Origin of the sequence: Sphingobacterium yanglingense, assembly GCF_004363245.1 — a bacterium.
GTDB classification, from domain to species: Bacteria; Bacteroidota; Bacteroidia; order Sphingobacteriales; family Sphingobacteriaceae; genus Sphingobacterium; species Sphingobacterium yanglingense.
The window spans coordinates 169,124-189,140 of sequence record NZ_SNYV01000019.1; the positions used below are offsets into that span (position 1 = coordinate 169,124).

17 protein-coding genes are annotated in these 20,017 nt (G+C 42.9%); 6 read left to right on the top strand and 11 right to left on the bottom strand.

Annotated features, from left to right (window positions below):
• Window positions 1-44: 44 nt before the first annotated feature.
• Window positions 45-1,214 (top strand): metallophosphoesterase family protein, encoded by a 1,170-nt coding sequence (locus tag CLV99_RS21840; protein ID WP_133586642.1) that lies wholly within the window; start codon window positions 45-47, stop codon window positions 1,212-1,214.
• A gap of 165 nt (window positions 1,215-1,379) precedes the next feature.
• On the opposite strand, the gene CLV99_RS21845 is transcribed toward CLV99_RS21840, so the two are convergent.
• From CLV99_RS21845 to CLV99_RS21865, 5 genes are all read right to left on the bottom strand, one after another.
• On the bottom strand, window positions 1,380-1,772 hold the full coding sequence (locus tag CLV99_RS21845) for a hypothetical protein (RefSeq protein ID WP_133586643.1): 393 nt from the start codon (window positions 1,770-1,772) through the stop codon (window positions 1,380-1,382).
• 699 nt (window positions 1,773-2,471) lie between these two features.
• On the bottom strand, window positions 2,472-2,753 hold the full coding sequence (locus CLV99_RS21850) for a hypothetical protein (RefSeq protein ID WP_133586644.1): 282 nt from the start codon (window positions 2,751-2,753) through the stop codon (window positions 2,472-2,474).
• Window positions 2,750-3,121, bottom strand: a complete 372-nt coding sequence (locus CLV99_RS21855) for a hypothetical protein (protein ID WP_133586645.1) — start codon at window positions 3,119-3,121, stop codon at window positions 2,750-2,752. The genes CLV99_RS21850 and CLV99_RS21855 overlap by 4 nt, the downstream gene beginning before the upstream one ends.
• A gap of 26 nt (window positions 3,122-3,147) precedes the next feature.
• Window positions 3,148-3,870: a leucyl/phenylalanyl-tRNA--protein transferase gene (locus CLV99_RS21860; RefSeq protein WP_162850186.1), complete on the bottom strand. Its 723-nt coding sequence runs from the start codon at window positions 3,868-3,870 to the stop codon at window positions 3,148-3,150.
• Between the two features lie 251 nt (window positions 3,871-4,121).
• A complete protein-coding gene (locus CLV99_RS21865; RefSeq protein WP_133586647.1) occupies window positions 4,122-4,520 on the bottom strand; it encodes a hypothetical protein in 399 nt (132 codons plus the stop codon).
• A 271-nt stretch (window positions 4,521-4,791) separates the two neighbouring features.
• Between CLV99_RS21865 and CLV99_RS21870 the strand changes: the two genes are divergently transcribed.
• The 3 genes from CLV99_RS21870 to CLV99_RS23275 all read left to right on the top strand — a co-directional run bounded on the left by CLV99_RS21870 (window position 4,792) and on the right by CLV99_RS23275 (window position 5,641).
• Window positions 4,792-4,989: a response regulator gene (locus CLV99_RS21870; RefSeq protein WP_133586648.1), complete on the top strand. Its 198-nt coding sequence runs from the start codon at window positions 4,792-4,794 to the stop codon at window positions 4,987-4,989.
• 36 nt (window positions 4,990-5,025) lie between these two features.
• Window positions 5,026-5,274, top strand: a complete 249-nt coding sequence (locus CLV99_RS21875) for a LytTR family transcriptional regulator DNA-binding domain-containing protein (protein ID WP_162850187.1) — start codon at window positions 5,026-5,028, stop codon at window positions 5,272-5,274.
• Between the two features lie 226 nt (window positions 5,275-5,500).
• Window positions 5,501-5,641 (top strand): hypothetical protein, encoded by a 141-nt coding sequence (locus tag CLV99_RS23275; RefSeq protein ID WP_162850188.1) that lies wholly within the window; start codon window positions 5,501-5,503, stop codon window positions 5,639-5,641.
• 241 nt (window positions 5,642-5,882) lie between these two features.
• On the opposite strand, the gene CLV99_RS21880 is transcribed toward CLV99_RS23275, so the two are convergent.
• The 6 genes from CLV99_RS21880 to CLV99_RS21905 all read right to left on the bottom strand — a co-directional run bounded on the left by CLV99_RS21880 (window position 5,883) and on the right by CLV99_RS21905 (window position 17,811).
• The gene (locus CLV99_RS21880; RefSeq protein WP_133586650.1) at window positions 5,883-8,150 is read right to left on the bottom strand and encodes a GH92 family glycosyl hydrolase; all 2,268 of its coding nucleotides are present in this window, start codon (window positions 8,148-8,150) and stop codon (window positions 5,883-5,885) included.
• 104 nt (window positions 8,151-8,254) lie between these two features.
• Complete coding sequence (locus tag CLV99_RS21885; RefSeq protein ID WP_133586651.1) at window positions 8,255-8,959, bottom strand: DUF3823 domain-containing protein; 705 nt, start codon at window positions 8,957-8,959, stop codon at window positions 8,255-8,257.
• A 17-nt stretch (window positions 8,960-8,976) separates the two neighbouring features.
• Complete coding sequence (locus tag CLV99_RS21890) at window positions 8,977-10,878, bottom strand: RagB/SusD family nutrient uptake outer membrane protein (RefSeq protein ID WP_133586652.1); 1,902 nt, start codon at window positions 10,876-10,878, stop codon at window positions 8,977-8,979.
• Window positions 10,879-10,889: 11 nt separating this feature from the next.
• Window positions 10,890-14,021 (bottom strand): SusC/RagA family TonB-linked outer membrane protein, encoded by a 3,132-nt coding sequence (locus tag CLV99_RS21895; RefSeq protein ID WP_133586653.1) that lies wholly within the window; start codon window positions 14,019-14,021, stop codon window positions 10,890-10,892.
• Between the two features lie 254 nt (window positions 14,022-14,275).
• Window positions 14,276-16,768 (bottom strand): AfsR/SARP family transcriptional regulator, encoded by a 2,493-nt coding sequence (locus tag CLV99_RS21900; RefSeq protein ID WP_133586654.1) that lies wholly within the window; start codon window positions 16,766-16,768, stop codon window positions 14,276-14,278.
• 653 nt (window positions 16,769-17,421) lie between these two features.
• On the bottom strand, window positions 17,422-17,811 hold the full coding sequence (locus CLV99_RS21905; RefSeq protein ID WP_133586655.1) for a hypothetical protein: 390 nt from the start codon (window positions 17,809-17,811) through the stop codon (window positions 17,422-17,424).
• Between the two features lie 463 nt (window positions 17,812-18,274).
• On the opposite strand from CLV99_RS21905, the gene CLV99_RS21910 reads away from it, so the two are divergent.
• Window positions 18,275-18,862, top strand: a complete 588-nt coding sequence (locus CLV99_RS21910; protein ID WP_133586656.1) for an RNA polymerase sigma factor — start codon at window positions 18,275-18,277, stop codon at window positions 18,860-18,862.
• Window positions 18,863-18,927: 65 nt separating this feature from the next.
• Window positions 18,928-19,980 (top strand): FecR family protein, encoded by a 1,053-nt coding sequence (locus CLV99_RS21915; protein WP_133586657.1) that lies wholly within the window; start codon window positions 18,928-18,930, stop codon window positions 19,978-19,980.
• The last annotated feature ends 37 nt before the right edge of the window (window positions 19,981-20,017 follow it).

Below are 20,017 nucleotides of genomic sequence, written 5' to 3' on the forward strand. Positions count from 1 at the left end.
AAGCCAGTATTAATTGCTGGCTTCTTTAACAAACTTATCGATAGATGAATACACCAATATTTACAACAGTTTTAATCGTATTATCGTTTTTTTTAGAAACGACTGCCATTGCGCAAAGCCGTTTAAAAATAGATCACGGTCCCTATCTGCAGGAAGTTACCCAACAAGGTGCAACCGTAGTTTTTCAGACCTCTTTACCATCCTATTCATACATAGAGTTGCGCAAGGAAAACAGTGGCCAGACCAAGATCCATTATGAACACAAGCACGGATTAAAACAAGCAAACACCGATTTTTTCGCTGTAAGAGCGGACAGATTGGAGCCCGCTACCCGCTATCAATACCGTATTGTCTCCAAAGAAATGGTTTCTTTCCAACCGTACAAAGTCACTTTTGGGGATAGTATTTCCACCCCTTGGTATACATTCAAGACCATTGATCCCAAGTCCAAAGGAGGATCAATCTTTATAATCAGCGATACCCATAGCGATGCCAAGAAGCTAGATAGAATGTTGGACTTCTGCGATTACAAAACATGCGATGCCTTCTTTTATGTTGGAGACATGATGAACTATATGTCCCTTGGGGGCGAACATCCATTCAGCTCTTTTATAGATGTCAGTGTCAATAAGTTTGCCACTTCTATTCCTTTCGAGCTCGTACGTGGCAATCACGAGACCCGTGGCGACATGGCGCGTATCTTTCCCCGATTCTTCCCAAAGAGCAACGATAAAATATATGGTTCCTATCTCATGGGCGATATTATGGTCGTCATGTTAGATTCGGGCGAAGACAAAGCCGACAATCACCCTGTCTATGCTGGTATTACCGATTACGATAATTATCGTACAGAACAGGCCGAGTGGTTAAAAGCATTGGTTAATAGCAAAGAATACAAAAAAGCAAAGTACAGAATAGTCCTGACACACTTTCCTATGGTTGTAGGCGAAAAATGGCGTCAAGAAGGAAATTGGACAGGCTGGTACGATGCTGTAGACAAATTCCTCCCGATCTTAAACAAGGCCAATGTCGATCTAGTCGTATCTGGACACACACATCAATTCCAATACCACGAAGCAGGACAGGCCAACAACAAATTCCCACAGTTAGTACAAGGAGCAATGTGTGCTACACGGTTAGATATTAAAGAAGGCATAGTCAAAGTCAAGGTAATAGATACCAAAGGAGAAGTCTTATTAGATAAAAAGCTATAAGCTCCTTCAGTCTTAAAAAGACTAATCTTAATTGATTATAGATAAAAGCAAATTGTCATCCCTGTGGTATATTAGGTTAATTATCTTTCAGCGAATTCCCGATTGATCGGGATGTTGTCGGAACCCTCCTAGAGCCAGATGTAAGCTAGGGGGGCTCCAGCTATTTTATCGGTTTTGAATTAATTCTATTGCTTTTTCCAAAACTTCATCTTTACCTGCTCGGATTCCACTGATGGTAGGTTTGAATTCAATATCATTTACGTCGCCTATAATACGGAGTGGTGCCAATTCATATTCTAGCTCATTTTTTGCACTTATGAAAAGTGGGATATATTCCTTTAATACTATATTCCAATTTTTATCCGTCAAGTATTTGTATGGAAAGAAGTACTGTATCATATTCGAATATCGGAACAGAGTGAGCAATCTATAGCCATCATCTGGATAAGGTATGTCACTATATAGTTTTTCATTTCTAAAATCTGGGTGACCCACTCTTGGATCTACCGCTATATAGTAATGTTCATCCTGGTTTCTGTTATGGCGAAGGTCTCCCAAAGTCCAAATTTTTAATTCGTATTTCCAACAAGTTATCTCTCTCTCTACGTTGTTTTTTACTTTTAATAATCTGGCAATAACCTAAATAACTCAAAGTCCCAGTTGTATTCGCCTTAGCTATATTAGGATGGTAATACTTCATAAATCCCCAGACTTTTCCCTAAAGGTGGTGCCCGGACACAACTTTCTATTGTTTCCATACCTCGAAATTGAGGGATAATGCGACGGTATACGAAAATTTGGACAATGTTGGGCAAGGTTGTACAGGCAGTGTACAAGCGCTGTACGGGCAAGCGCTTATGTGCCATATTCTTGACAGGTGGGGGGCATTTTTGGATGTCCTTTTGCGCCAGCCTTTGTAGCAAGTGGCCCAACTGATGAAGCAAGTGGCTTAGAAGTATGACCAAATAGACGGGATGATGAAGCAAGTGGTGCTGATGATGAAGCAAATGACACAGTTGCTATGTCAAAATGATCAGTTGATAAAACAAATTACGTAATCTATTCACCAAATGGCACAGTCGATGAAGCAAATAAGACAGATGATGAAAGAAGTGGAGCATTTGATAAAGCAGAAGGTACAGTCGATGAAGTAAATTAGACAGATGATGAAACAAGTGAAGCACCTGATAAAGCAGACGGTGTTGCCGATTGCCTTGTCCCTACTTGTTACTCTATCACTTTGTCACTCCGTCACCCCTAACTCTTTTTCACTTTACCCTCTAATATTCTTACTTTCGTAGAATGAAGAGGACGATAATAATCACAGGTGGTGCAGGCTTTATTGGCTCCCCATAGTTCGAGTTTTGGGGCATCTATTGATTTACCGTCGATAGTAAGCTGTAGATCATCCAGCCAAATTTTTCCTTTTCCTACCAATAATCCCCCAATAAGTATCTTCTCTGTTTTATCGGGAGCAAGTTGAAGAGTTATTTCATATTCTTTCCAGTCAGTCGTTCCAGTTATACCTCTTGACCTCATATTATCGAAAGCAATGTTGGGGTCGATCCGCATAATAATCCCGCGAAACCATCTCTTACATCTTCAGTTTTGATATAACCGGACAGGCGAATAGATTTTCCCATATAGTTATTAGGTAGAACGATCGATAAAGCTCTAAAGTCAATGCTATCACTCGTGTTTTCTATAACAGCAGAGTACCTGCCATTTCTTGATTGTGTCGAATAGATATAAATCCTGTAACCATCACTTCCCCAATCATTCCAGTTTCTTGGATATCCTTTTTCATGCTGCTCAAAACCGAGATTTAGTTTTTGCCTGTCGGGTGTTTGAGCACAACTGATTAACGAGCGAGGGCAAAGCGAAACAGCTCGAATCAAATGTTTCAAGAAATATATCAGAAAGTTTAATACAACTATATCGTTAATTCCGGAATTTGAGGGCTAAATATGATAGGGGAGGTAATGGCCTTAATTAGCTCTTTCTTAAAGTCTTCTTTGGATATGTTGACCGCTCCGAATTGTGTTAACCAACTGTCTGCCGCTCCACTGATATGGAGCTTAAACCCATCTTCTTTTAGTTTGTTCAAAAGGTAACAAATCGCTACTTTACCGGCATTATCAATCGTTCTGAAAACACTTAATGACACGAAGTACCCGTTTAGAGACACTCCAAAGGCACCCCCGATCAGTTTGTCATTTTGGTAGGTTTCGACGCTATGTGCTATTCCCATTTCATGAAGTTCTAACATGACCTTCATGTATTCAGGCGTTATCCATGTTGTTGTTTTGTCTCCTCGGGGGGTAGCACAGTTTCTTACGGTCTGTTCAAAATTGGTGTTCAGTTTGACTTCAAAGCGCTTGTGTGCTTCCTGAAGCCTGTTTTTCTTCAAAAAAGTTAATAATTCTTTCCTTATCTTAAAATCAGCTACGGGTATAATACCCCTAGGATCGGGGTCAAACCAGATAAATATGTCATTGTTGTCGACTTGAGGCATAGGGAAAGTACCCTGTAGAAAGCCTTGGATTAGCGTATACGGTGTTAGTTTGGCTTGTGCATGGGCCCAGAACAGAGCTTCTTCGGCTCCGCCTGATACCGTTATTAAACCGTTGTGAAGTATCTTTTGAAATAGCTTCATGGTAGAGCCTTTATACTTCGCTGGGATAACAGATGACACTATCTTTCGCAATACCCCCATAATCTAAGTTCTTAGTTAATAGACTGATTAATTGTTGCTTATTCAAAAATAGTGTTTTGTTTCTGTACTTAAGTATACAATTTGTGTGAAGTAAGTTTTACATCTCGTTATCTTACGCTCCGTCCGACCACTTAGCTATCCCTTCCCTATATGACTCCTTGCCGCCGTAATAGATTTTTTATGACATTGGCCTATTGTATTTTAAGATCATATGTATATGTTACTATCTCATTCATTCGGTTTATTTTTAGGTTCCTACCGTCAAATGTATAGTCGTAGTTCCCATTTAATATTAAACCGCCGTCAAATTCGGCGGTCCAGAAATTTTCATCATTAAAGGTGATTGACTTTTTATCAAAAAAATATTTTCCTGATCCTCCTGCAGGGATTCTATTTGCGTTTGCAAGACAAGTGTATCTTTCATCTTTCAATTCTACTGTCGTCTGGCCTGTATGAGTACCTGATTCGTAAGTTACGGTAAAGGTACCTTTGTAAGTTCCCTGCTGGATCTGTAAATCATTCTCCTTCTTGCAGCCGAATAAAAGCAAGGCAGTAATAAGCATTGTAGGTAGGCATGTAATTGTTCTCATATTATAGTCTATAATTTAAAGGGTTAATTAGTGTCTATTAGATAGTAACGAAAGTATTTGAGATAATGCGACAGCGTTTATTCTTTCTTTTACATAAGCTATTTTGATTAGCACAGCTAAGTTCACATTGTCTTCTATGAGCTCCTAGAACCGGTTTGTAGGGATGAATTGGACAAGCTGTGCTCTGATTATTTATTAGAGTTTTATATCACATATTTCTTTCTCGACCAAAAATTACAACTTTAAAAATAAGATTTTATGTTTATAACTAATGAATAGACCTTCTGTCCAGCTGCTCATTCTGGATAAAGAGATGCCTGCTTTAGATGGTATGGATCTGCTACAACAGCTACCTGTTGATATTTGTTGTGTAATGGTCACTGGATATACCGAATTTGCCTCCACAGCGTATAATACCTATATTATAGACTACCTGGTGAACCCCATTACATTCTCGAGATTGGCGTAGATGCTCCGCAAGGTAGAGGACAAGCTTGGACTAACTATGTCTATAGCTGCTCAGGAGATTATGAGCCGATATCTTACCATCAAGAGCAACGGACAAAAGACACTGGTGCATTACGATGAGTTGTTTTATATCAAATCCGGGAAAGATGAATCGACCTTATATTTTGTAGACGAGAACTCCCTAACGGTCAAAGAGGGTATTGGTATATTTGAAGAAGACCTGCCCAACAGTGACTTTAAGAGGGTGCACAATCAATACATCATCAACAAGTCCTATGCCTGCTAAATCAAAGATGACATCTTAACGATCCGCTGTGGGCAAAATACAAAAAAGATAAATATAGGTCCCACTTACAAGCAAAATGTGGATTTGTGGTTTAACGACCTTATGATAGGCCTAAACAATCTGTAAACCTATGGAAAACAAGAAAATATAGGTATTGTTGCTGAAGACAGCTCAGCGTATCCAGTAACTGTTGGAGATATTGGTTGCTCATAAAGAGAATGCATCTATGCGAAAAGAGGTTGATCTGTCGATAGAAGACGGTCCTGTACCCAGCAGGCGCCGTGTCGTGCACATCAGCGACCTAGTACTATCCGAGGGAGACTGGTTGATGGATACCGTCGAGGCCTGTGCCGAAATGGGGATATAGCGGGGCGCATTGGTATCGCACCGGAATGAAGGGCTGCTTAGAGAGGTACGCATCGGCAGAAAACAGGGGGGCGTACGTTTTATCTAGAGCGAGGTCGTCAAGCTCCGGGAATGGTATTCGGTGTGCAAGGAGAAGGTTTAGTTAGTCGTTAGATATTAGTATTTAGATTGGAGATAGGGGTGAAGGGAGAATAATACAATACGCCTGAAGTGGTTTGCTTCAGGCGTATTGTGTTTAAAATTTACTCTTCACTCATGGCAAAGGATGGTGGAGGATTTGCTGCACCCCATTCTTTGTTGGGAGTGTCCCCCATCTCAAAATGCAAGATACCTCCCTTAACTACTTCCTCATGGCCGATCCAAGCCCTGTCTAATGGGGTGCCATTGAGCCAGGCCTTCTGGATATATTTATTTGTTTTCGAAACATGGGGTGCAGTCACTTTAAGAGTCTTGCCTGAGGACAACTGGATACTGACCTCCTCAAAGAACGGAGTACCTATAGTATAGACCGGCAATCCGGGGGTTACGGGATAAAAACCAATCATGGAAAACACCACAAATGCAGACATCCCACCACCATCTTCATCACCAGGTATCCCCATGAGGTCGCTCCTGAACCATTGATTAATCAGTTCCTTTACACGCTTCTGCGTCATCCAAGGCTTGCCTGCATATGCATATAGATAAGGAATGTGTAGGCTGGGCTCGTTGGCCATTGAAAACTGCCCAACATTGCCAGTATGATCGGGCAGCTGGCTGTAAAATTCAAACTTGCTGCGCCCCAAGGGCTCCCGGAATGTGCGGTCTAGTTCAGCTGCGAAGGTGTCTTTGCCTCCCATTAATTGGATCAGGTCTGCAATATTGTGCGGTACATCCCATCTGTACACCCAGCCGTTGTTCTCTCCATAATATTCCCGTGCACCCTGTCCTCCTGCAAAACGGTAGTCAAAAGGTTCGATGAAATTGCCTTTTTTATCTTTGGGATGAAAGAAAAGGGTCGATTTATTAAATATATGCCGATAGTTGAGTGCATTTTTGAGAAAGGTGGCGGCGTCTTCACGTTTTCCAAGAGCTAGAGCTAGCTGTCCTAGAGACCACTCGTCATAAGAGGTCCCGAGGGTGACGGCCACAGGCTGGCGCTTTTCAAAGGGGTTTACCTCGTCGACATCCTCTTTTTCTCCGGGCTGTAGGGCTGGTATATAGCCATACTGTTTATAAAAGTCGTCTAACCAGCCTGCAGGTGCCCCAGACCATGGGGCTAGGGTTTTTTCTTGAACAGCGCTCTTACCAGCCTCGTAGGCTTTTAAGACATCAAAATTTCTTAATCCTTTGGCATAGGCATCGGCTATGGTCACCACCCCGTGATTGGAATTCATCCGGCGCGAGTCTCCGGTGATTTCCGGAAACGTGGGTAACCAAAAATGGTCCATCTGCTCCGCCATTCTAACATAGGAACTTAAGATGTGACTCTCCGTCGATTCATCAATAAGGATACGCAAGGGATGGGTGGCTCGGTAGGTGTCCCATATCCAGTCGTCTGTAAGAAATGGCACAGGGTCTTCATGTATTTGTCCATCAAAGGCACTGAAGTAACGACCGTCTTCCGATATATTTACTGGACGTTCGTAGCATCGGTATAAGGCGGTGTAAAATACCTCCATGTCCTTGAGATTCGAACTGCTGACCCGGAACTTTGAAAGTTCATTATTCCACAGATCGCGCCCCTTAGAGGCCAGCTGTTCAACCTCAAAATTGGAAATTTCGCGTTTCAGATTTCTTTCGGCCTGTTCCAGGCTGATAAAAGATACGCCATAACGCATCTTTATCGTTTCGTTTTTACTGGCAAAACGTAGTGCACAGGCCAGCTTGCTACCCGTAGCTTGCCGCTCACTTTCCTTTAATATTCCACTTTGTATCATGCCCGATAGCGTGGGCTGCTGATCAAACTCCGCAATAAGGTAAACTGTCGTGTTATTGTCCAATCGTTGGGTTGCTTGTAGCTGCCGTCCCTTTATCTGAATAGTGCCTTCATCTGCAGTTAGGACAATAGCTTTTTCCTGTTGTCGGCCGAATGTCAACTGGTAGATGGCCGATTGGTGGGAGGGCGCGAAATTGACCTGTATATCCTCATCCAACAACCGTACGCGGTATTGGTACGGTCGTATCTCTTCATTGTCATAGGTATAGGGGCTTATCTGTTGTAGATTGTCCTTTCCCTTCCAGTTTATCGGATGGAGTCCAAAAGCCGAGCGGCCACGATGGCTTGTTACAAGCAGCGGGAGGCCTTGAAGTTGATCGCCCGTGTAATCGTCGCGCTGTGGATAGACCCGCAGCATACTATTGGGTAGATGTATCGTAGGGAATGTCGGTACTAAAAGATGACTAATATTACCTATATAGGGATTTACATAATCTACAGGGCTTTCCGACTGCTGTGCCGATGCCCCATAGCTGTTTGCTAAAACAAATGTGAACAAACAAAAGAAACGCGACAGAAAGGTTTTTATCATTTTTTCAAAGTTAGTATGTGCTAGCACTCGTCCCGTTTAGGGATAAGGGCTAACACACGACTTGTATGGTTATAATAGGTTGTTGATGCGAAAGAAGCTAGTTATTACTGAATCGTTATTCGTAGGGCCGGCGCATAGTTAAATTTGGCTTCGCTGGCATTCATCAGCGCTCCGATTCTAAAATAATAGGATTTACCTTTCATCAAATTTGTCGAATGCTGTGTCAAATCAATTTCTAAGTGATAAGTATTCCCTTCGTCCACAGGACCGTTGATGGTCTGCTGCGCGGACACTTTATGTAGTGGCTCCCCCACATTAATTTCGGAATGTGCAAACAGCCCGATTCGCTGTAAGGAATTGTCGACTGTCTTATCTAAATCGAAGGTGGCTATAATTTTATTGCCCTGTTGACTAATGTTGGGATTTTTAATACGCACATAAGGTATTACTTCAAAATTATGCGTCGTATTTCCACTTACTTTTATCTCCTGCGATGCCGATGGTACGAAATTGCCCCGTACAGCACGTATAGTATACGTATTCGCAAACATGAGTTTGTTCTGGTATGTACCGTCATTTTTAATAACCATATACTGTGTCTGCGGATTGGCATACCCATGTTCTACGTATTCAATTTGTGCTCCTCTCACGATATCTTGCTGGATTAGCTCTTTCGTTTCTGCATCATATATTGCGCCATAAATGCTAGCATTGGGGCCTTCGTAATTATCTATTTCATTCAGTCCACAGGATGCTAACAGGAGCACTACACTCAGAGCGACTATTTTAAATGTATTTCTTGTGTTCATGGTTCAATGTGTTTTCGTTAGTGTTGCGGGTTCTGTACAGCGCCGTTGCCAGCCACATTCGGGATAGGTCTGTAGTAGTCTCTTTCCGGAAAATTCTGCACCTGTGCTCCAGGTACATTTTTACGGACGAAAATATACTGCGGGTTTGAGCCACGTAGATCCATTAACGGGATCAGTGCTTGCTTTACCTTGTTCTTAAATACCGTATGAAATGTACGTCGACGTATCAAGTCCCAATACCCTTTATTTTCAAAGGCGAGCTCTACGGTACGTTCACGGAGCACATTAGCCAGGTTCAGCGGTACAGCTACACTGTGCCCAGCACGAAAACGAACAGCGTTTAACGCTTCTGTTGCCTTAGCCTTTGAGCCATTCTCATCTATACCACTTTCTACTACAGCTTCGGCATAGTTAAGCAGCACTTCTGCGTAACGCATATCTACATAATCTGTGGTAGACTGTAGCCAGGTGTTGTATCGGCCGCCTTCATTTAAGAATTTACGCATCAAGAAGCCGGTTCGTGTCATGTCAGCAGATCCGTCAAAACCCGAATATTGATTAGGCTGTTGTTTGCCATAGGTATAATAGGTCACCCCTTCATGAGTGTAGCTTCCACGGCTATCCATTAGACTTCCGTCGGGTCGTACTACACCGCCCTGGATAACGATCTGCTGTCCTTTCCAGGTCGCATTCGGATAGATCACTGAGGCAAAGAAGCGGGCATCCCGACCTGCAAAGATATCGGCAGGATCATCAAAGTGCCGATAGCTAACGCTCGGATCGTAACCTGTGGTATTATTGCCACTACCTGGGGCCGTCGTTGCGATGGGGGAGATCTCACCAGGATGGTCATAGTCTTCGTAAAGATCCACAAGCTCTAAGATAGGATTGGTTCGGCCTCGATGCGGAAAGCCCTCAGAGGTTTGGTTAGGTCCATTCCAACCATCCAGATCATGCGAAATATTGTTTCCTACCTGACTGTATCCTTTTAAGAAGATGACTTCTTCATAAGCCGAGGCAGGATTATAAAATAGCTCCTGATAAGCTTTGATTGCTTCACTGCGATTTGCAGGGGTCGCTTTATGCAGCGCAAGTATGTTGGACTCCATCAGCTTTTGCGAAGCTTCTATACAGATGCGGTAATAGCGGTTAGCTTCCGAAGGCTCTAGGCCGACTAGCTTTTGTGTCACGGCTTCGCCGGATAAAGGGGCTTGCGGCCCATATTTGGCAAGAGAGGCCGCATGCAGCGCCGCGCGTGATTTTAAAGCATAGGCCGCCCATTTAGTCGCCCGACGTTTGGATACATCGGTACTTCCATGGTTGTCCGGCAATTTGGCAATAGCCTCGTCACAGCTGGCTAGCACAAAGTCCCAAGTTTCTTTCTCCGTGTTACGGGGCACTTTAAGACTTTCGAAATCCGTGCTGTATTCTTGGTTTTTGTCGATAATGGGTACACCTCCATAGTACTTTGCCAGACCAAAATAGGTATATGCACGCAAGAAATAAGCTTCTCCCATCAACAGGTCCTTCTCAGACTGTGCTATAGCGAGCGCCGGAATAGTTTCAAGTAGGATGTTGATACTTCGGTTTAACCGATAGCCTTTTTCCCACCAGTCATTTCTATATTCGTTCCAGTTAGGCCATTCCGAATGTATGGCTTCCATGCCGTACTGCGCCAATGAAAGGAATCCAGTATTGCCCCGCGCATTGAACCCCTCTCGAGGAAAGTAAACGTGATCTTCGATCGGTGCCTGAAAATAGAGATTCGCTAAAAAGGCCTTTACCCCATTGGGATCGGTCAGCACGACATCGCCCGGAATCTTGTTTTTGGGGTCGACATCAAGATACTTGGAACAAGATGAGAAGGAAGCTAGACCTAATCCACAGGCCAATATCAGTTTACATATGTTATTTTTCATGTTATTCGGGATTAAAAGGTAATATTAACGCCTACATTGAAACTTTTGATCAGCGGATAGTTGTAGCCTGCTTCATAGTCGCCCTCTTGGCGCTCAGGATCAAATTGCTTTAGGAAAGAATCTGAAAAGGTAAGCAGATTGTGTGCATTACCGTAGAGCCTTAGCCCTTTGATATAGGATACGCCTTTTTTCTTAAAATCTATGGTATACCCCAGTTCTATGCTTTTCATCCGCAAGTAGCTGGCCTTCATTCGCCAGGCATCACTCTCTCGATAGGAGGAAGACATTTGTTCTGAAAACCGGTTTGCAGGCCATTTGCCTGAGACCCATTCGCTATTAGGGTCGGATGGATCGGCCAGGTGCCAGCGGTCATAAAAATATTCCGGGAGATTACCATTATTGAAAAACATCTGTGAAAAGACTTCGTTAAAACGTATTGAGTACATCGAAGCACCTTGAAATACCATGTTTAGGTCTACACCGCGCCATGCCGCATTGATCACAAATCCGTAAAACAGCTTGGGGGTACGGTTTCTAAAATTTGGTAGCATGTCCTTGTCGTCAATAAGACCATCGCCATTTACATCCTCGTACGTATAGTCGCCGGGAAGCAATTGCCGATTTCCATTATCCCTATCATAAACTATGGCATTGTAAATAGCATCCATGCTTTGGAACTGCCCGGTGCGTTGATAGCCCCAACTTAGATCGTTCCACCGGTCGGCATAGCCCGATCGCCACCTGTCCCAGCTGCTTGTCGCCTCGGGTTTGTCGACAATCTTATGCATGGTGCGAGCCAGATTCATATTGACACTTAATCCGTATTCGAACTCGCCTATTTTATGCTGGTGACCGACTACAAAATCAAAACCCCGAGTCAGCTCACTCTCAAAATTTTCGATTGGCATACTGCCACCAAAGGTATTGGGCAGGCCTCCGTTGCGTATGATCAGTTTACCTGTTTTTTCTCTTTGGTAATAATCGACTTCAAAACGCAGCTTATTATTGAATAAGGCCGCTTCTAAACCGATGTCCCCGATATCAGAGGTCACCCAGGTAAAGCTGGGGTTGATCACTCCCGGTGCTGCAAGGCCTCCCGTATAGGTTCCGTCGGCAAATTCGGCTCCCTGGTTCGTCACGGGTGAGAAGCCCAATACATGCTGAAATGGATCGCCTACATTCTCGCCAATACGGCCAAATGATCCCCTTAACTTTAAGTTGTTGATAAAAGCAATATTATTTTTGATAAATGGCTCTTCCGAAATACGCCATCCTGCGGATATGCCTGGGAAGAATCCCCAGCGCTTGCCTGGTGCATAGCGGTACGAACCATCGTATCGAAAGGATGCGCCCAATAGATACCGGCCTTTGTAATCGTAATTGATCCGGCCGACATACGAGAGGTTGGCCTCTTCTATTTCACTACCCTGATTCGTCTGTCTTCCTGATGCATAGTCGACCACATCGGTGGTAAAGAACTCGTATTCACGCCATAAATACGCAAATTTCTTTTTAAAGCGCTTTTGCTCAAAGATCCCTGTAGCCTGCAGATTGTGGGCCGCACTGAAAGTACGGTCATAAGCCAGCTGTGCTTGGAATACAACGCGATCAATATCGTCGATGGCATTGGCTATGCGTGGAGTGTTGGTGATCAGAGAGCTCATGTCGCGATTGTAGACTCTATAGTTCTTCCATACATTTTTGTTGAACATATTCCGGCTATCGTATGCTAATGTACCGATGGCTTTCAATCCCTCGACAAAGGGTACATCGTAAGTCAATCCTACTGAGGATATAAAGTCTTTATTCTTACTGTCTGTATAGCCGGCATAGTCCCGCTGTGACATGATGACTGCATTTTGCTGATTATAGATATTAGCGGGGTAGTTAGGATCCCGGTTAATGTAAGGGGCATCGGTCGGGTGACTGATAAATGTTCCTTTGTACATCCAGATAAATCCATCACCGCCCGGATATTGACGCAGGCTATGTCTACCCGATAGCATGATGTCTGCTTTTAGGCGGTCACTCAGTTTTGCTGTGAGATTGGTCCTGAAGTTGTAGCGGTCATATTTCATGTCACCGCTTTTGAACAATCCCTGCTCATTGAAATAGCCTACGCTTGCAAAGTAATTGATGGCATCTGTACCACCTCTGATCGAAAAATCATGTTGAGTCTGCAGTGCTGATTTTTTAAATGTCTCGTCATACCAGTTGGTACTTTGATAGCCTTCGACTCCCTGCCGCCACTTATCCAACTCTTCGGTATTAATATTCACGATCCCATCACGGTAATAAATGGCATCGCGATACATCTCTAGGTATTGTGCTGCCGATGCCATTTTGGTGACATAGGTTGGCTTCTGTGCACCCAGTGCGCCAGTGTACGTAAAATCGGGCTTGCCCGAGTGCCCTTTTTTTGTGGTCACTAATATAACGCCATTGGCCGCGTTAAGCCCATATATCGCTGCAGAAGCATCTTTCAACACCGAAATACTTTCAATATCATTTGGTGTAAGCTGTTGAAATTCGACACCACCGTCGCGCACGATACCGTCGATCACATACAGGGGCTCACCAAAACCGCGAATATTGATGGATGAGGTAAAGCTGCCTGGCTCGGCATTCCCCTGACGGATCTGTAAGCCCGGGATTTTGCCCTGAAGACTTTGCGCCAGACTGGAATTGGTGGTGGTCAATATGTCTTTGGATTGGATCGTAGCTATCGCGGCTGTTACATTACCTTTTTTCTGGGTGCCATAACCTACCACGACCACTTCATCCAATCCTTTTTGATCGACCTCCAATGTGATTTGCATGAATTCACGGGATACGACAACCTCTTTGTCGCTTGCACCGAGGTAACTGATTACCAAGAATTGTCCCACAAAGGCTTCTATATTAAATTGTCCCTGACTGTCTGTTGCGACCGATCTATCCGTATTTTTGACATGGACCGTGACACCAGATAGGGGCTGTCCGGTGCTGTCTACGATTTTGCCAGTCACGCTATGCTGTTGTGCCTGATTTAGCACAATCCCGTCATTGCTTCGATGCGCAGCAGCATAGGTAGGCCCCATACAACAAGCTAATGCAACAGGAAGCATGATATAAAGCGTCGTTTTTTTTCGATGTATGCTCATAAGTTATAAAGGATGGTTTAATTAGTTATACTTTTCAATTTAGCAAAGTGTACAGCTTAAAGGCTATACTTTTTTAGGCATAGTCACTAGGAACTGTCTTTGATAATAGATAGTTTGTCCATCGTGTTATGGTTTATATATTGGATAGTACGAATTAAGACGGAGATGGATAATTTTGACTTAATATTTTATTAATTTTCAAAAATAAAATATAAATTACTGATTTTCAGTATTATAAATTGAGTTTAAAAATATTAATATCGAGCTATAATCTTCTTGAAAGGGGTTCCATACTCTTCGTCATAAAGCTTTTGGTACTCTACGGCAAAGGACTCGTAGGCCTGTTTGGCTTCCTGATGGGAGCCCATTTGCGATAAGATAAAACAACGCACCATCATCGCATCTTCGTTCATCAGATCATAATGCCCGATACGTTTTGCGATGATCAGATGGGTATCTGTAAATGTAAGGATAGGGAATTCTTTTAAAAATGTAGCATAGCTATCCGCTACTTTAGAAGCAACCAATCCTTTCGCTTCGTCCATCCATTCGAAATCCAGGTCCATTAGAAATGGGCCACGTTCTAAGAAAGCGGATAAGGTTAACATCTGTTCGATTCGGTTTTCGGGCGTAAACCGTATGTGCCAAAAATCGCTTAAGTCTACCTGTCTATGCTCGTCAAACTGCAATCGCCAGTAGCCCGTATCCTTGGACAAGTGGATGTTATCTAGTGCAGCCAACACGTTTTTTAGTTTACCAATATTGACCAAAAGGTTGTTTCTGGCACTTTTCAGGTCTTTGTCGGACCACAGCAACTCGTACAACCGCTCTGAGCTGGCACCAGACCTGTTCAAGATCGTTTGCAAAGCAATAAATAAGAATAGCTGTTTTAGTACCGGGGTGAATTCTTTCGTAATATCGCTGCCTTCACGATCCAATACCTGAAAATTTCCAAATAAATACACCCTATTGACAGGCTGTTTGACTACATCGTTGTCCAAGGGCTGGGAGAGAATAGGTGGCTGCTGTTTTTTTCTGACCCCCCATAGGCTTAGTCCCAACAAAGCAAGGATACCAGCTAATAATCCGATTGGGTATGATCGATCTACTGGCGCCGCTGACGCTGCTGTCATCGGCGGAAAATAAAGGCTATACACCTGCGCGCTGGTCTCTGTCCCATCATCGTATAAGGTTACAGCGATGAGCTGTTCATTTTTAGCCGCAAAATAGAGATCGGCATAGGAATTAATATCTTGAAAGAGGAAGGGGATACTGTCTGCCAAGGGAGTGAGGGCACCACCTGATAAGGAGCCACGTACCAGTTGGATAGCGCTATCAAATATATTCTTTGGATACGTCAAGGCATAAAAATGCTGCTGTAAAGTGTCTATCCACATGGAATTTGCGAGTACAAATTCTTCGGTGCTGCGCGGGAGCTCCCACAATTTGCGCATCCGGCGTGTCGCAAAATCGAAATAGAGCATATCGTAGTAATGGTGTGGATTTAGTCCCTGCTTGCCTGATTGGCTGCCAAATCCACCAAAAATATAGGCTCCCTCGGAGGTGGTGCCCACACCCGAAAGATAGCGCGGAGAATAGACCGGGTTAACAGTGAATACCGTGTCAAATTGTGCCGTCTGCAAGCTTCCTTTCATTAACCCACCTTTATACATGTAATAACCATAGCCGCCAAGCACGTAGATAGCCGAATCTCGCGGAGAATAAAACTTATTGGAATGCCAAAAAGCGGTTTTTTCACGAGTTTTGAAGGTTCTCGTCCAGCTCCGCTTTTCAAAATCGAACACATTTAATACGGATTCGTCGGGTAGAAAGTTATAAAGACTATTGGTTTCGGATAGGTACATCGATTGATTACCGTGCTGTAAGCCTAGCGGACCGCTGCTGTAGACAATACGCTGAACGCTATTTGTAGCTAGATCGACGATGTATAATGCCGTATCGCTCACATAGATGACTCGTTCATTGGTCTTGTCGAAAGCTACACTGCTGGCAGGCCCTAACTTGATATCGGCTACCCGTTGCCAGCGGCTATGTAGGGCTCTTATCCAGTTGGGGTTATCGGTTACGCCGTTTATTCTGCCTAGACTATCCGACACGTCATGACCTTGGCTTTCTGCTAATAGCCAACGGCTCACTAGCTCGCCTTTATCCAGAACCCGTAGATTTCGCACCGACATAGGAGGCACATCCGTGGTGGAAAATCCTGCAATATTATTTGATCCAAAACACAGCTTGGCCTGCCCCTTACCTTTATAGTTAAAGCGAACAGTCTGTACGACTCCATTGATCTTTATTTCCAGTGCGTCCCACTGCGGAGAAATTTTCACCTGCACTGGCAACCAGCCATAAAGCCCAGGTGCACTGTGAGGTAGTTTCAAGACATGCTGTTGGTTACCAACAACCATGCTGAACATCTTGTTTTGGTTACTGAAATCGTCGCAGATAAGGTCTATGTTAAATTGATCGTCTAGAATGATACGAAATACGTAGCCGTAGTAAGATACTTGATTGGGCTTAAATTTTAAATCGAATCGTAAGAGGATATCTTGGTTTTTCGATAATTCAAAGGCAGAAGGAAAGAATAGTGAAGTGCGCTCATTCTGAACTTTTTCATAGCTATGAAAGGATAATCCGTGTCCCTGCGCAAAAACTACATGCGATAAGGCAAGGAGTAAGAATGCAATAGCATGGATTGAAAATTGAACTGCAATAAACTTATCTCTCATCGTGTATGCAAACTACTAAATAATTTTTAGTAGACTTATAAAGGTTAGCAATTAGCTTGTTTAAAGCGAATTTAAAGATAGTTTTTTTACCTCGGAAACAAAGCCGAGAAGTCCAAAGTATTTTTCCTTAGATATTGCCCGGCGAATGAATAAGTTTAAATTTACAGCGTTTAAAAGAGGATTAATAGGATTACAATAAAATACGCCTGAAGTGAATTTCTTCAGACGTTCTTAATTTAAAAGCCTTTTCTCAACGTCATTGCGCGAAGGAGGAATGACGACAAAGCAATCTAACATTACAGCGAAGTCCTGATTATTGGGATCAAAAACGTAGATTGCTTCGTTGCTGCTGCGCCTACCAATGACAGATTACCTTTGGTGAGCTCGCAAGCTCGGTTTCACGGGCGACATTATTTCTGATTGTAAGGATCTACTAGCACTATCCCGATAAAACGGCCTAGGTTGTGTAAGGCGTAAAGAATTGTCGATTATTTCTGACGAGCAATCAGACCTGTTTGAGCGAAGTGAGTTTATCTTATTGCCAGAAATAAGAAGACAATTTAGCCGAGCAACCAAGCCTTGATTTCTTTGCGTACTTTCTTGATCAAGCAAGAAAGTATGAGCCACTCGCGGCTTGAGCGAGAATAGAAAACTTAAAACACGACTGCTATCCCCTTTAAAACTGCATATAGCAGTAAAAAGAACACCGAAAAATAAAGAATACACTGTTGCCATGATGATAGTTGATTAAAGTGATGATCAAATTGTTTACGAAACGATTTAAAGGAATGCCACAGTAGCTCCTGTAGCCATATGCTGATATATACCGCTAGCCAGCCGAGCAGTAGGCCAAAGACAGCAATGGTCAAGGTGCCAAAATCGAGGACGCCTATAGCCGTATCGAGCAGCTGCAGTAGGATAGATACCATAATCCAGCCGATAATCAGCAATAGAAAGGCAAAGAATAGCTTTTCTTTTAAAGAGAGTTCCCGTTGCCAGCCCCGGGCTAGCGAAGTAGGACGAGTTGTTATTATTGTTTGCATTTTTAATTATTTAAAACTGTTAGAATTAATAGCCTATGGAATAGTAGCGTTAATAAAGACCATTGCGACCCGTTAAAAAAAGGATTTAAAAAGCGTAGCGGCTCAAATACTTTTAGGGCCATAATGATCTTTTAGCGTAACTATTTCAAAGCCTTGACTTTTTTCCTTCGTTTTTGTGTCAAGACAAAAAGGAAGAGCCTCCCGGCTTAAAGGAATGCTTATCGCACTATCATCGATACCGGATCGGACCAATGATTAATCATTTATGCCGTTTTTAGTTACACAGTTTTATTTTATCTTGTCAATCTAATAATTATGAATGATGACCAAATCTCGTTAATGGATTGGCATCGCCATTAATGCAGAAAGATGCGAATGCGTTTTAAAATAATTTTATTAAGTTTGGTTATAGTCTAATAGGCGTTATGAAATCTTGATTTCGTCTTAGATCAAAGAATGGCAAATGAATAGGGATATACAAGAACAACAGCTGTGGGGGGCGTTATGTGCAGGAGATCAAGATGCTCTTCAAAAATTGTATGTCAGCTATTACAATGGTTTACTGCAATATGGCTTAAAATATTCGGACGACCGGGATACACTCAAGGATAGTATTAACTCTACGTTTTTGTATATCTGGGAAAATCGTGCAGGACTTTCTTACGCAAACCACGTAGGTAGCTACATCTTTAAAAGCTACCAGCGCCAACTGTTAAAGGACCTCAATAAGAATAAAGTACTGGAAAAACTTAGTTTGTCGGGCGAATGGGATGCGGACATGGACATACAGGATTTTCAGTTTATTGTTCAGCAGGAAGAAAGTAGACGGATGTCCCTTCTCAAGAATGCTATTCTTAAATTACCTAAACGGCAACGCGAACTCATCCGCATGCGCTATTATGAAGAGCTAAGCTATGATGAGATCGCCAAACAGACCCAATTGACCAAAAGGGCTATCTACAACCAAATACATACTGCTATCTCCACCTTAAAGGAGGATTCTAGCCTATTGAATTTAAAGCAGTTATTGTCTCTTTTGATTTTTTTCTAAAAAAAACTGGTAAAAATAAGAGCACCCGCTCTCTATATATTAAAACGACTAATTTTTTAAATCTTATGAAGGGTTACCAATCTATTCATGACTTTTTGCTTGATGAATCTTTTGTCCGCTATGTTTTGAAACAAAACAGTGCCGATGTCGAAAGATGGGAGGAATATATAATGCATAATCCCCAAAAAAAGCAACTTCTAGAGCAGGCCAAAATAACCCTCATGGACATGCAGCAAGCCCTGTCTTCGATCGATGCAGAAGAAAACTACCAGAAACTGAAACCGATGCTACTCGACGGAGCGCTTAAAGAGCTGCCTAAGCGTCGTAATTGGCGTTATTATGCGGCGGCCAGTATTGCAGTCCTATTTATTTCTATTGCCTCGCTATGGATCTTGATGAATGATGGCGCTAACAATGATGTCGTCTATGCGACACAACCCTCCCAACGAAAAACGATCACACTAGCTGATGGTACGTTGGTAAAACTCAATGCAGACAGCAAGTTAGAGGTTATGGAAGGGTTTGGAAAGACCAATAGAGCTATCAAACTAGCGGGAGAGGCCTATATGGAAGTGGCTAAAAACCCAGACCTTCCGTTTACAATCGGTACCAGTACTATTGCGGTACGCGTACTGGGCACCACACTTAATATCCGGGCCTATGCCAATGAAGACCATGCCGAAGCCTCGCTACTAGAAGGTAGTGCCGAAGTGATCTTAAAAAATAAAGACATAGCACCCATAAGGTTAAAACCTATGGATAAAGTGGTCGCCTCCGTAAGCGAACTGTCCAGCAGCAGCATCGGTGTCGAAGTGCCCGATAGCACGGCATACAAATTGGCATCGATGACCCATTATGATAGTAAGCAAAGATTGGTAGAAACTTCATGGACTGAACAAAAACTGGTTTTTGTCAATGAGCCCCTATCCTCTATTGCAAAAACCCTGGAACGCTGGTATAACATCAAGATTGAATTTGATACTGCAGGTATTAAAGATCGAAAATATACGGCTGCTTTTGATGAAAGTGAAGAACTACAAAGTGTGCTGGAGAGTTTAAAGGCGAGTATGCCTTTTCATTATAAAAAAACAGGACCAAGAACAATAAGTATAAACTAACTAACCACATAGATCAATAATATGACGTATACAGAAA